Origin of the sequence: Terrimonas ferruginea DSM 30193 (assembly GCF_000425585.1) — a bacterium.
In the GTDB taxonomy this organism is placed as follows: Bacteria; Bacteroidota; Bacteroidia; order Chitinophagales; family Chitinophagaceae; genus Terrimonas; species Terrimonas ferruginea.
Genome location: NZ_KE384400.1, coordinates 317,963 through 332,433, shown reverse-complemented (window position 1 = coordinate 332,433; position 14,471 = coordinate 317,963). Strand labels below are relative to the sequence as shown.

At 48.8% G+C, this 14,471-nt stretch carries 9 protein-coding genes and 1 pseudogene; all 10 read left to right on the top strand.

Going from position 1 to position 14,471, the window contains the following annotated elements:
* Window positions 1-123 precede the first annotated feature (123 nt).
* The 10 genes and pseudogenes from H608_RS0117770 to H608_RS22860 all read left to right on the top strand — a co-directional run bounded on the left by H608_RS0117770 (window position 124) and on the right by H608_RS22860 (window position 14,471).
* Window positions 124-3,288, top strand: a complete 3,165-nt coding sequence (locus tag H608_RS0117770; protein WP_071836974.1) for a SusC/RagA family TonB-linked outer membrane protein — start codon at window positions 124-126, stop codon at window positions 3,286-3,288.
* A gap of 26 nt (window positions 3,289-3,314) precedes the next feature.
* Entirely contained in the window at window positions 3,315-4,931 is a 1,617-nt protein-coding gene (locus H608_RS0117765) for a RagB/SusD family nutrient uptake outer membrane protein (protein ID WP_028788866.1), read from the top strand.
* A gap of 24 nt (window positions 4,932-4,955) precedes the next feature.
* Window positions 4,956-5,909 (top strand): DUF5017 domain-containing protein, encoded by a 954-nt coding sequence (locus tag H608_RS0117760; protein WP_081658942.1) that lies wholly within the window; start codon window positions 4,956-4,958, stop codon window positions 5,907-5,909.
* 22 nt (window positions 5,910-5,931) lie between these two features.
* The gene (locus H608_RS0117755; protein WP_028788864.1) at window positions 5,932-7,179 is read left to right on the top strand and encodes a glycoside hydrolase family 88 protein; all 1,248 of its coding nucleotides are present in this window, start codon (window positions 5,932-5,934) and stop codon (window positions 7,177-7,179) included.
* A gap of 23 nt (window positions 7,180-7,202) precedes the next feature.
* Complete coding sequence (locus H608_RS0117750) at window positions 7,203-9,068, top strand: heparinase II/III domain-containing protein (RefSeq protein WP_028788863.1); 1,866 nt, start codon at window positions 7,203-7,205, stop codon at window positions 9,066-9,068.
* Between the two features lie 33 nt (window positions 9,069-9,101).
* Window positions 9,102-10,091, top strand: a pseudogene (locus tag H608_RS23825) (glycosyl hydrolase 53 family protein); the annotation flags it as partial.
* Window positions 10,092-10,867: 776 nt separating this feature from the next.
* Window positions 10,868-11,455: a hypothetical protein gene (locus H608_RS0117740; protein ID WP_028788862.1), complete on the top strand. Its 588-nt coding sequence runs from the start codon at window positions 10,868-10,870 to the stop codon at window positions 11,453-11,455.
* 15 nt (window positions 11,456-11,470) lie between these two features.
* Window positions 11,471-12,070, top strand: a complete 600-nt coding sequence (locus H608_RS0117735; protein WP_028788861.1) for a hypothetical protein — start codon at window positions 11,471-11,473, stop codon at window positions 12,068-12,070.
* A 95-nt stretch (window positions 12,071-12,165) separates the two neighbouring features.
* A complete protein-coding gene (locus H608_RS0117730; protein ID WP_162142896.1) occupies window positions 12,166-13,221 on the top strand; it encodes a helix-turn-helix domain-containing protein in 1,056 nt (351 codons plus the stop codon).
* Window positions 13,222-13,457: 236 nt separating this feature from the next.
* Window positions 13,458-14,471 (top strand): alpha/beta hydrolase, encoded by a 1,014-nt coding sequence (locus tag H608_RS22860; protein WP_081658941.1) that lies wholly within the window; start codon window positions 13,458-13,460, stop codon window positions 14,469-14,471.

The window sequence follows — 14,471 nt, the reverse complement described above, 5'->3', positions numbered from 1 at the left end:
TGAACCAGGCAATTACAGGCGAGATTTTAAATTTTCACCCTAAAAAGCGGATTTATTCACCCCGTTTGTCCTGGATTATGCCGCAAATTCGCCGGGGATTGCCAACCATTTAATGTATTGCTTATGTCATTGAAAACTTACGGACGGTGTTGCCGCTTTTTGACGTTGCTTTTTTTATTAGTATGCGCTTTGCCGGCGCTGGCCCAGAAAAAGATCACGGGTGTTGTCCGGGATACGGAGGGCAAGCCGGTACCTTCTGTTACCGTCAGCATAAAAGGAAAAGCCCTGGCGGCCCGTACCGGCACTGAAGGCGATTTCGCTATCCAGGCCGCCATCGGCGACACACTCGTTTTCACCGCCATTAATTTTGAACCTGCTACCCGCGTGGTGAATGACAAAACAGATTACGCGGTTGTGTTGACCGCCAAAGTTGGCGAACTCGATGATGTGATCGTGATCGGGTACGGCACTGTGAAGAAACGCGATGTAACAGGTTCGGTTTCCAAAGCGCCGGTCGAGGATATGCAGAAAGCACCTGTCCGGTCGTTTGATGAAGCACTGGCCGGCCGCGTGGCCGGCGTCAACGTCTCCTCGGTCGATGGCCAGCCGGGATCGGCCATTAATATTACCATCCGCGGTGCCAACTCCGTTACCCAGGACAATTCTCCTTTGTACGTGATCGATGGATTTCCCATCGAAAGCCCCAACAATAACTTTCTCAATCCGCAGGATATCGAATCCATCGAAATTCTGAAAGATGCGTCCGCCACGGCTATCTACGGTTCACGGGCGGCCAATGGCGTGATCATGGTCACTACAAAAAAAGGAAAGGCAGGACCACCGGTCATCACACTCAGTTCTTCATTTGGACTCCAGAAAGACTACAACCGCATGGAATTGCTGAGTCCTTATGAGTTTGTGAAATACCAGCTCGAGCGTTCACCTTCCGATGCCAATAATGTATACCTGGCTAACGGCCGCACCATTGATTTTTATAAAAACATTCCTGAAATAGACTGGCAGGATCAGTTGTACCGCACGGCCCCGATGAGCAATCATTCCATTTCCGTCAGCGGTGGCAACAACATGACCAAATATTATATCTCCGGCAACCTGTTTTCGCAGGAAGGTGTGATGGTCAATTCCGGCTATCGCCGTTACCAGGGTACGATGTCGATCAACCAGACGCTATCTCCCAAACTGAAAGGTGGCGTATATCTTAACTACGCTTACAACAAACAAAACGGTGTTTCGCCTTCTGCTCCCGGTAGCGGCAGCTCTACGGCCTATACATTGTTCAGTGTCTATGGTTATCGCAATTTCTCACTCGATGGAAGTACCGATCTTATGGATGACCTGTTCGATCCGTTCATCGATCCCACACTAGATCTGCGGATGAACCCCGTGGTCAATCAGCAACACTTGTTGCGGGAGAATTTCGGACGTAACACAATCATCAATGCCCATCTCGAATACAGTATTCTCAAAGATCTTAAGCTGAAGATTACCGGTGGGATCAACAGCACCATTAATCAGAATAACCAGTTCAATGACACTTCAACGGTTTACGGAAATAAACGTACGCTGCTGGGTTCGCAAAATGGTGTAAATGGCAGCGTACTGTTTTACCAGAGTTCTACCTGGATCAATGAAAATACGCTCACGTATTATAAGGCGATCAATAAAAAACATCACCTGACCTTGCTCGCCGGTATGTCGGAGTCCGGCAATAAATCTTCGAGCCACGGATCGGCAGCCACGAACCTGCCGAATGCGCAACTGGGCATCAGCGGACTCGATGAAGGAACGCCGCAGGTGGTGCGCGCTACCTCTTCTGCATGGGGGCTGGTTTCGTTTTTGGGAAGAGCGGATTACAAATACCGCAATAAATACCTGTTGTCGTTTACTTACCGCGCAGATGGCTCCTCCAAATTTTCGCGCGATAATCGCTGGGGATATTTCCCGTCCGGTGCGCTGGCGTGGAAGTTCAATGAAGAAAACTTCATGAAGCAGTTTGCGCATATCCTTTCCGAAGGCAAGCTGCGTGTGACGTATGGCCTTACCGGTAATAACCGCGTGGGCGACTTTACCTATCTCTCCGCTATCAATCTTGCTTTCAATCCGCAAGGTTATACCTGGGGGAATGTAACGCAGTCGGGTGCCGTGCCTTCGTCGTTCGGTAATGCGAACCTGAAATGGGAGACAACGGAGCAATTCAACATTGGTGTCGATCTCGGCTTTTTGCGCAACCGCATCAATCTTACAGCTGATATTTACCGCAAGACAACCCGCGATCTGCTGCTGTATGCCAACATTCCCTTATCGCTTGGCTACGCACAAGCCAACCGCAACATCGGAAGCGTGCGTAACCAGGGACTGGAGTTGACGTTGAATACGATCAACATCGATCGCCGCGATTTTAAATGGAAAACCGGTTTCAATATTACTTTTAACCAGAATAAGATCCTGCGGCTGACCGAAAACCAGGAAGCGATCCTGTCGGCCGCACCTTTCGATCAATACTTCCGCACCATTCCCGCCTTTATCTCCCGCGTAGGAAATCAATTGGGCATGATGTACGGATTTATTTTCGATGGCCTTTATCAGTACGATGATTTTGATGTAACCACTACGGGAAATTATATCCTGAAAGATCATGTGCCGACTAACGGCAACACGCGTGCTTCCATTCAGCCGGGTGATATTAAATTCAAGGATATCAACGGCGACCTGGTAGTGGATGCCAATGATTATGCAATCATCGGCAGGGGCCTGCCCATACATACGGGAGGGTTTACCAATGAAGTGAGTTACAGGAATTTTGACCTGAATATCTTTTTTCAATGGTCGTATGGCAACGATATCATCAACGCCAACCGCTATATTTTCGAAGGAAATATTCTTGGTCGCACACATCTCAACCAGTTTGCCAGTTTCCTGGATCGCTGGACGCCGGAGAACACTAACACCAATATTCCACGTGGCGGTGCGGGCGGTTATGGCCCTACAACACCTACCGGTACCAATTCCCGTGTGATTGAAGACGGCTCCTATCTGCGCCTGAAAACTGTGCAGCTGGGTTACAATTTTTCACCGAAATCATTGCGCTTCTTAAAGATCAAAGCTGCGCGTATCTATGCGTCGGCACAAAACCTGCTGACCTGGACAAAATACTCGGGTGTGGATCCCGAAGTCAGCATCTTTAATTCGGTGCTTACACCGGGCGTTGATTATTCGGCCTATCCGCGTCCACGCACGTATATGTTCGGACTTAACATCACCTTTTAACTTCCATCATGAAAAATTGGTCATATATGAAAGTATTGCTACTGCTACTACTACCGGTGATATTGTTGTCGGTATCTTGTAACAAGATTCTCGACAAAGAGCCAACCGATTTTATTCAGCCGGGTAATTATTACAATAGCGAACAGGACCTGAACTTTGCGCTTGCGGGTACGTATGATCCGCTCGGCAGCGATTATCTGTATGCGAGCGGGCTCTGGTTCCAGTTTGGCATCTGCAATGATGAATCGTTTTATCCGAATACCGCGAATTCGTTTTCTGCGCCGATGTTTTATCAATTTGATTATACCAATCCTTTTGTAAGCGGATTGTGGGAGCAATGTTATATCGGCATCGAACGCGCCAACCTGCTTATCGCCAACATCAACAGACCGGTGATGGATGAGCAGCGCCGCCAGATTATATTGGGTGAGGCACTGTTCCTGCGCGGGTTCTATCATTTTCTCCTGGTAAGCAATTATGGCGGTGTGCCGCTGAAGCTTACCCCTACTTCCGATATCAATTCGGTAAACATACCAAAAGACTCTGCGCGCAAAGTATACGAGCAGGTATTGATTGATATGAAAGCGGCAGAAACCAAAGTAGCGAAAGCCACCGTGATCGGGCATGCCAGCCGGATATCTCAAACGACTGTACAGGGAATGCTTGCAAGAGTTTGTTTGTACATGGCCGGTTATCCGTTGCAGGATCAATCGAAATATGCAGAAGCATTGAGCTGGGCGCAGAAAGTGAGGAACAGCGGAGAGCATGGTCTCATTACGGCCTTTGATGCAACAGTGACCAATAACTCGGGCTACGGACAGGTATTCGTGAATCAGAGCCGCGACATCTATGATGTAAAAGAAAGTATGTGGGAAGCGGATTTTTATATGAATGCGCAAAACACGGCGTTCAATGAAGGCGGCAGGTTAGGAACTTACCAGATCGCCTGCCAGAACCTCGATACAGGATTTGCATCCGGTAATATCCGCACCACGATCAAATTGTATAATCTTTATAAAGCCGGTGATCTCCGCCGCGATTGGTCCATTGCGCCCTTCTCTTATACGAGCACGGCAACCACCGCCACACGTGTGTATTATGCAGCTACTAATATCATCGGGCGCGAGAGTGGAAAATGGAGAAGATACACAGAGCCGTCTTCTTTTCCGAAACAACAGTATAAAACCGGAACAAACTTTCCGATCCTGCGATACAGTGATGTGCTATTAATGCTTGCAGAAGCGGAGAATGAGGTGAATGGCGCCACTGCCGAAGCATACGATGCCATCAACCGCGTAAGAAGAAGAGGATACGGCCTGCCGGTTGATCAGCCCAATGCAACGGCAGACCTTCCTGCGGGATTGTCGCAAACAGCTTTTCGCCAGCAGGTTTATGACGAGCGTGCCCGTGAGCTGTGTTTTGAAGCATTGCGCCGTCCCGACCTGATCCGCTGGGGATTGTTCAAACAAACGATGGATGCCATGGTCACCGAGATCAACGCATCGAATGCAACAGTGACCAACAAGAGCCGCTGGATCCTGGGGTATACGACCGCCGCTTCATCGCCGCGTTATACATTGTTGCCAATACCGGCGCTCGAGATCAACATCAACAAAGCCATTACCCAAAATCCCGGATGGTAAGTCCGGTAAACTAATACATTACCCATGCAGAAGTATCTATTCTTCTTTTTGCTGATCGCTATGGCCTGTTCCTGTAGCAAACCTTTCAGCAACGGCACCGCCGAATTTTCGGTGAGCGCCGAAAGGCTGAACCTCAACGCAGGCGATACCGCGCGTTTCAGTTTTACCGGAAACCCCGATATCATTACTTTTTATTCCGGAGAGCCGGGCAGAAGATTTGCTTACCGCAACCGTGTGGAAGCACAGGGGCAGCCGGTGGTGAACTTCAGCACGGTTCGTGCCAATGGCACGCAGTCCAATACGTTGCAGTTGATGATCTCCGGTGATTTCAAGGGCGTGGTAAGAGGCGACACACCTTCTACCAAATCAAATATAGCGGCAGCGGTGTGGACAGATATTACTTCGCGTGCCACCCTGGCTTCCACTGGCACTACTGCCATCCCTTCGGGAAATATTGATCTCTCGGATTTTGCCGCTGCAGGCGTTCCTGTTTATTTTGCCTTCAAATATGTGGCGGCAGCCGGGAGTATTCAACCACGCTGGACAATTACTAACTTCACTATCCGCAATGTACTCGACGATGGTACCAGCTATGTGCTTGGCAACATGAATACTTCCAATTCACCGTATACCAATTATGGGGTAACGACCTACAGCCCGGGTTTTGCCGCCTACACACTGCAGAATAATTTCAATTGGTCGGTGAGTACGGCTAACCTGATGATCACCGGAGCCACTACGGCCGGCGCGGCAACAGCTCCGGCAGAGGCCTGGTTGTTTATAGGTCCTGTTAATCTCCGGAAAGTAACGCCGGATATCGGGCAGGTGATCAAATCCGGATCGCAGAGCATCGCCGATCTGAATTTTTATTACCGCTACAATACAGCGGGGAATTATAAAGCTACTTTCTCCGGCGGACGCGTCAGCAGCGAAGAAAGCAGCTTCACGAGTTATACATTAAACCTCTCCGTTCAATAAGAACATTTTTAAAACCGTAACAATGAAATATCGTTTTGCCGTGTTGTTGCTTTTGCTCGTGTCCGTATCTTTTATCCGGTACGACGACCGCCAGTTTTTGCAGGAAAACTTTGCCTTTGCGCAGGCGCAAACCTGGAACATGCTTTCCGAAGCCAATAAGACCGATACACTTTTTCCCCGTACCACAGACGATAAGGGACAACTGAAGCTGAGCAATAAATACGAATGGACCTCCGGTTTTTTTCCGGGAACCCTGTGGTATATCTACCAGGCAACAGGCAGCGATTCCATTCGCCGGCAGGCGCTTGCCTGGACGGCAAAACTGGAATCACTGAAGACATTTACCCAACATCACGATCTCGGTTTTATGATGTATTGCAGCTACGGCAATGCTTATCGCCTGACAAAAGATGAAAGCTATAAATCACTGCTGATACAATCCGCGCATTCGCTGAGCACACGATTCAGTGAAAAGACCGGCAGCATTCGCTCCTGGAATAAGTTTGGCTCCTGGGATGGAAAAAATAAATACGATTACCCGGTGATCATCGACAACATGATGAACCTGGAATTATTATTTTTTGCTGCGAATGCATCCAATGATCTACGCCTGCGAAAAATTGCCGTTACGCATGCGGAAAATGTGATGAAGAACCAGCTCCGCGCCGATGGCAGTTGTTATCATGTGGTATGTTATGACGAACAAACAGGGAAGGTTCTGGCGCGCGAAACGGCGCAGGGTTACGCAAACAACTCTACCTGGTCGAGAGGACAGGCCTGGGGTATCTATGGTTTCACCATGACTTATCGGGAAACAAGAGACAAAAAGTTCCTGAACACCGCTATCAAAATGGCCGACTACTATGTGAATCATCCGGATTTGCCCTCCGATAAAGTTTGCTATTGGGATTTTAATGCCAATCAAAACGGCTATACACCGGGCGCACGTTCCAAAGCGCCGATGACACCTGCCAACTATCGTGATGTATCGGCAGCGGCTATAACGGCTTCGGCATTGCTGGAGCTGAGTACGTTTGCCGGCGAGCGCGGGAAGGTATACAAAGATGTGGCGGTTAAAATACTGCATGCATTGGGCTCGGATGTGTATCGTGCGTCCCTGGGCGGCAATGGTGGATTTTTACTGAAACACAGTGTGGGTAGCATCGCACACGGTTCCGAGATCGATGTGCCGCTGGTATATGCAGATTACTATTACGTTGAAGCACTGAACCGGTATAAAAATCTCCTGGACGGTAAAAAACTGAACTGATCAATATCATTAAAAGAACTCAGATGCGGAAATTTTTGTCAGGCATATGCCTGCTGCTGTTGTTCGCTGCTGCGGTAAACGCGCAGGCTGTTGCACCGGATTGGGAAAAAATACCGGCGCATCCGCGGTTGCTGTTGCTCAAAGGCGAAGAAGAAAGTATCAGAATACTTGTGAAAACGGATGCCAACTGGAAAAAAGTACACGATGAAATCATCCGCGAAAGCGATTCGATATTACAGAAATATCCGTTGCAGCGCGATATGATCGGGCGTCGTTTATTACAGGTGTCCCGTGAAAGCATCCGTCGTATTTTTTTTCTGTCTTATGCTGCGCGTACCACCGGTAAAAAGAAATATGTTTCCCGCTGCGAAGAAGAGTTGCTCGCCGTTTGCAATTTCCGCGACTGGAACCCGGATCATTTCCTGGATGTAGCGGAAATGACCCTGGCCGTTTCCATCGGGTATGATTGGTTGTATAACGATTTGCCGGAAAAGTCAAAAGCAGTGATCAAAAAAGCCATTATTGAAAAAGGATTGCTGCCGTCACAAAATTCAAAATACAATGGATGGTTGCGGGGAAATAACAACTGGAACCAGGTGTGCAATGCGGGCATTACTTATGGTGCATTGGCCGTGTACGAAGAGCAGCCGCAGTTATCGCAGGAGTTGTTGCTCCGCGCATTGGCCAGTATCGAAAAACCCATGGCGGAATATGCACCTGCCGGTAACTATAAGGAAGGCTATAGCTATTGGGGCTACGGTACATCGTTCAATGTGTTTTTTATCAGTGCCCTTGAAAAGATATTCGGAACGGATTTCGGATTGGCGGAAAAACCGGGCTTCCTGGAATCCGCTGCCTTTTATCAACACCTGATCAGCCAGAGCGGATTGCCGTTTAACTATTCCGATGCGGGCGGCCTTGAAGGTTTGCAACCCGCGATGTTCTGGTTTGCCGACCGGCAAAAAGATCCGTCGCTTTTATATATCGAGAAGCAATACCTGCAGGAATCGAAATTCAATGCACGCACCAACCGGTTGTTGCCTGCCGCTTTGATATGGGCAAATGGAATCAGCGCAGACAACATCACATCGCCCAAAGCAAAAACATGGTCGGGTAAATCAGATAACCAGGTAGTGATGATGCGGTCGGGGTGGCAAAAGAACCAGGGCATCTATGTCGGCTTCAAAGGCGGCACACCATCCGTTAGTCACGGGCACATGGACGCCGGATCTTTCGTGATGGATGCCAATGGTGTGCGCTGGTCCGCCGATCTCGGCATGCAGCAGTACAATTCGCTTGAGTCGGCCGGGCTCAGCATCTGGGATATGTCGCAGCACTCGGAACGCTGGCAGGTATTTCGTTATACCAACTATGCACACAGCACCTTGACGGTTAATAATCATCTGCAGCAAGTGAAAGCCGATGCACCACTGATAAAGTTCTCCGACGATTCGCTCAATATGCGCGCCGTGCTCGATCTGTCGGCTGCTTATGCCGGGGATCTTGCCAGCGCACAACGCGGCATTGCCATCACCAATGGTCAGTATGTGAATGTGCGCGACGAATTGCAAACCGGTGACAGCATTTGTGTGATCCGCTGGGCCATGCTCACGCCGGCAACCGTTTCACTGGTTGATGGCAACCAGGCGCAACTGACGTCGAAAGGACAGAAAATGATTTTGAGTGTTATAGGCATTCCCGATGTAAAACTCACTACCTGGCGTACCGACCCGCCACGGAGTTATGACGCGGTCAATCCGGGTACCACACTGATCGGATTTGAAGTGACCGTGCCTGCCAACACAAAATTGGCTTATAATGTTATGCTGGTTCCCGGCGAAGGGATCACCATCCGGAGATCGGACCTGAAAAGTCTGGATCAATGGTAAAGGACTGATCATTCATCCTTAAAATACACAACCATGAAAGTGCTTGCCATTGGCGGCTTCGGCCGCCCGGGGATTCTTATTGCCGGAATCCTGCTCATGACCGCGTGCCGTAAACCGGTTGCAAATGAGCCTGTCCTCCAAACGGAAAGTGATGCAACGATCGATGCACGTACCAACGCTTATACTTTTCTCCGGGGCGCCGATATCGGTTTCCTTACGGAAATGGAAGACGACGGTGATCTCTTTTACAACACCACAGATCAACAGGATCTGTATACGATCCTCAAAGAAAGAAATATCAACGCCATTCGTTTACGGGTATGGGTAAACCCTGCCGGTCCTGATTTTTACAACGGTATAGCCGATGTTGTGACCAAGGCCGTCAGGGCAAAAAATGCCGGCATGAATCTCATGATCGATTTTCATTACAGTGATAGCTGGGCCGATCCTAAAAAACAAAATATTCCTGCCGCCTGGACCAGCTACAATCTTACACAAATGAAAGCTGCCGTAGCTTCTCATACTACCGCTTGTCTGAATGCGCTGGCAACGGCAGGAGTGACGCCCGACTTTGTGCAGGTAGGCAATGAAGTAGACTACGGTATGTTGTGGCCGATGGGTAGCATAACAGCGGGCAACATGGCGAATTTTGCGGCATTGTACAAAGCGGGATATGACGCGGTGAAGACATTTAATGCTGCGATAAAAGTAATCGTCCATTTTTCCAAAGGAAATGATAATACGAACTGCAAGTATGTACTGGATGGCCTGATCAGCAACGGTGCTACGTTTGATGTAGTGGCGGTGTCTGTTTATCCTACGGTCAATTATGCTGCGGTGATGAGCAACACCCACGCAAATCTGCAGGACCTGGTGGCGGTATATAACAAAGAGGTAATGGTAGCGGAGTGCGGTTATTTTCAAGCTGATCCGAAAACTGCGCGCACGATGATCGAGACCCTGATCGATAATGTCAGCAGTCTGCCCGGTAATCGCGGTTTGGGGGTGTACTACTGGGAGCCTGAAGCTTATGATCACCCGCCAACCAACCGGAGTATTTTTCATGCCACGCTGAAACGCCCGACCGTAGGCATGGATGGGTTTGCGTATATAAACAATCCGGGTTTCGAACTGGATACGGTTGCCGTAACAAGTGCCACCGGTTGGGTAACCGGCGGCAGCAATCCCGATGCAAATTACACAGAGACCAATCCGCATACCGGTGCATTCCGGTTGACACACTGGAAGAGCAGCGCTTATAATGTCAGTACCAGTCAGACCATCACAGGCCTTACGAACGGACTTTATACTTTCCAGGCCTGGGTGGTGAGCCCTGCTGCGATGGTGAGCAATTATCTATTCGCAAAAGATTATGGTGGCACACAGATCAATCAAAACATCACGGTAAGTCCCGGATGGAAGAAAGTGAAAATTACAAATATCAATGTAACGAACGGGCAATGCACGATCGGCTTGCAAACGGCCGGCAACGCTACTTATTGCAGCATGGACGATGTGGAATTCTGGAAGCAGTGATATTTTGCGGGTTCGCAGACAAAAAAGAAGTCTTCACGGAGGACTTCTTTTTTTATTGGAGCAGTTGGGTACATTTGAGTTGTAAGTTTTAAGTAATAAGTTATAAGTAAAACAGCCAAGCCCTTTCGAGGGCCGAAGTATCGGCCTCAGGGAACGAGCCATACCTGTTTTACTAACGATTGACGATTCACGATTGACGGCTTAGGGGGCCTCAGCCAGCCGATCCAGTCGTCTATTGCCGCATTCACCCTAAACTCAAGCCAATGAAAGCTCTTCTTCTTGCAATGCTGCTTTTAACCGCTGTGTGCGCACACGCTCAGCAAAGAGATACGATAATCAGCGGCAACTGGCAGGTGATCAATCCCGTTAAACATAAATTATGGGGCAATTCCACTTATCTTTCACAGGGTGTAAATTTTGCGCGCAACAAAGAGTTTGAGCTCGGACTTGGGCGTACAAAAGGACTAAACGCAATTGCCGCGCAGGGATTTTTCTTCATGACAATGAGAAGCTGGGGTGTCAACTATGCACTGACCGACGTGGCGCATAAAACCATGCGTCAGAGTATCAAAGGCTTCTGGGAGTTTGGATTTGTTCCTACCTTTTTCGTCGGTGATTTTTTATTGCGTGGAGAATATATTTATCAGATGAGCGACGGGCAGCATTACCTGCGACCTTCCGTCGGGCTGACTTTTGTATTTGTGGATGTGGCCTACAATTATTCCTTCCTGCTCAATCAGTCCCGCCAGGAAAATCTTTACCGGCATGGAATTTCCATCCGGCTGAAACAATTCATCGGTATGAAAAACTGGGAACGGAAGCAGTTCCTGGGCACATCTCGTTTTCGTTAGAATAATTAATTCCTTATGCGCCTTTTTTTATTACTGTTGTTGTTAAATACCGGTGTCTGCCTGGCGCAACGCGACAGCTTGTGGACGGCGGATAGTACTTACTGGCATATTAAACGGCCAACACACAGCAAATTCTGGGGCAACTCTTTTTACATTGGCGAGGAGGTCAATTTTGCCCGCAAAACCGAGTATGGATTGAGTTTCGGACGCGCACGTGGTGTCAGTTGGGATCATGGCCGCGGCCTGGTGATGGTACGTGTGAAGAGTTGGGGATTAGGATACAGCGCCACGCCGGTACGGGGGAAAGTGCACCAATCTATCAAACTATTTGGCGAGTATGCCCAGTTTCCGCCATTATTCTTTATGCCATTCAGCGCCCGCACCGACTATCTTTATCAGCTTACCAACGGGCAACATTATCTGCGCCCTTCATTCGGGTTTTCCCTGCTTACGATCGATTTGCATTTTCATTATTCGTTCCTGTTGAATGGCAACTGGCGTGAAAACCTTTACCGGCAGGGCTTTACCATCCGGGTCAAACAATTTCCGGGCAGATGGAATAAATGGGAACGGAGAACGCACTTCATAAAGGGGCGTTCTTACCTGAACAGGTAAGTCCACTGAATTTTTTCCGGGTAAATCAAGTAGTTTAGCTGCCAATGGAGTGGCTTTATTCATCCGCGTTTACAATCGGTTTTTTTCTTTCCTTTTTGCTTATTACCAAGCGGGAAAAGTCGTCTGCTGATTATGTCCTGGTGATATGGTTGCTGCTCATCAGTGTATTGCTTGTTTCGCGTTATCTCGTGCAAACAAATGAATACCTGCATTTTCCCGATCTAACGGTGTTTGGTATTCCTCTTCCGCTGACGCAGGGGCCATGTTTGTATTTGTATGTACGTTATCAGACGCAGTCGAGACGGTTCCGGTGGAAAGATTTGCTGCATTTTTTACCGCTGCTGATCTGCGAATTGCTATTCCTTGATTTTTATTTTTTTCCCTTCGGGGAAAAAGTATCAATTGTGCAGGAGAGTGGCCGGGGTTATGAAACACGGCTGCTTATCAACCTGATCTGTATTTTTATCAGCGGACTCGTTTATATTTCGCTGGCTTATTTATTACTCCGGAAATTCCGCCGCAATCTCAAGCACGATTTTTCCAATACCGAACGCATCAATTTCAATTGGCTGCTTTACCTGATCATAGGAATGGCTGTTGTATGGATCATCGTTTTGTTTGTGCAGGATGATATGCTGATCTACGGATCGGTGGCGATCTTCCTGTTGTGGATAGCTTACTTCGGTGTGCGCCAGGTACAGGTGTTCAGTTATACGAGAGCCACTTACCGTCACCCGGAGCCGGCAGTTGAAGCAACGGCCACACCAGTAATACCACCGGTGGCTAATGAAGTAATTACCTCCGATCCGGAATTGGCCCGTCTTTTTGCGCAGCTCACATGTATCCTTCACGAAAAACGTCCCTACCGCGATCCGGAACTTACGCTGGCCGATCTGGCGCGTCTGGCAGGCATGCACCCGAATACCTTGTCCAAAGTCATCAACTCGCAGACCGGGAAAAGTTTTTATGACCTGATCAACGGCTACCGGATCGACGCCTTCCTCGACGAAGTGCGCAAAGAAACGAACAACCAGTATACATTTATGTCCATAGCCTACGATTGCGGTTTCAATTCCAAAGCGTCCTTCAATCGCAATTTCAAAAAACACACGGGTCTTACACCGACGGAGTACCTGAGGGATAGAATGTGAAAATGTGTAAATGTGAAGATGTGTAAATGAAATCGGGTTTGCAGTTTACACATTTCCACATGGCCCCGCCGCAGGCGGGCACATTTACACATTTCAAGCGGGTCTCATCCCTCATACTCAACGTCTCATTCCACATACTCATCTGTTTATCAGGCGACTGCCTGATTGTCTCATGCTATCTTATGCACCCTCTGCGCGGACAGTAGCCGTTAGTTTTGCTGCCTAAATTTTTATTTATGCTAAAAAAATTGTGCCGTCGATCAGGCCGCATGTTGTTGATATTGCTCGCGGCGGCTGTCTTCACCGGATGTAAAACCTACCCGCTGGACGAAGATGGAAACCTGGTGCCGAAAACTGTTGACGAAGACTCATCGCTCCCTTCCGCCCTTATACACGGAGCCTTGTTGCACACCGAAGCTTTTGGTACGGTAGATAGTCCGCTGGTTGTTGCCCTGCACGGCGGCCCCGGCGCCGATTACCGGTACCTGCTTCCTTTCAGAGATCTGGCGGATCACGGCTTCCGTGTGGTGTTGTACGACCAGCGGGGTGCGGGCCTTTCACAACGTTTCAGCCGGGATACCTATATCCGCGAAGGGCGGGATGTGGTCAACCACCTGGTGTACGACGAACTCAAAGCCGTGATAGACCATTACCGCGTCAAGCCTGACCAGAAAGTCTTCCTGCTGGGCCATTCCTGGGGCGGCATGCTGGCAACCGGGTTTACCGGCCGCTATCCCAACCTGGTCAACGGACTGGTAGTGATGGAACCCGGCGGACTCACATGGGCAGACGTGGAAACCTATATCAAAGAATCGCGGTCGTTTAAATTTTTCAGCGAAACACTCAACGATGTTACCGCACTGGATCAATTCCTGACAGCCAAAGATCATGAGCTGATGGATTATAAAATGGGACTCACCGCAACGCGTAACGATAATACAGGTCCGGAGTATGTAGCGCCGTTCTGGCGAAATGGAGCCGTGGTGTTCAACGCCCTGATTGATATGGGCGGGAAGTATAAAATCGATTTTTCCGAAGGAATCGGCAGTTACCGGCAGCCCGTATTGTTTTTTTACAGCGAACTCAATAAAGTATATACAGATAGCTGGGCACAACACGTTTCTTCCGCTTTTCCTGTCAAAGAATTAACGAAAGTTCCGGGTGTGGGACACGACGGCATTGTTACCAATGCAAATGCGTGGACAACTGTTACCCTGCCCAAATTGATCACCTATTTTAAATCACGATGA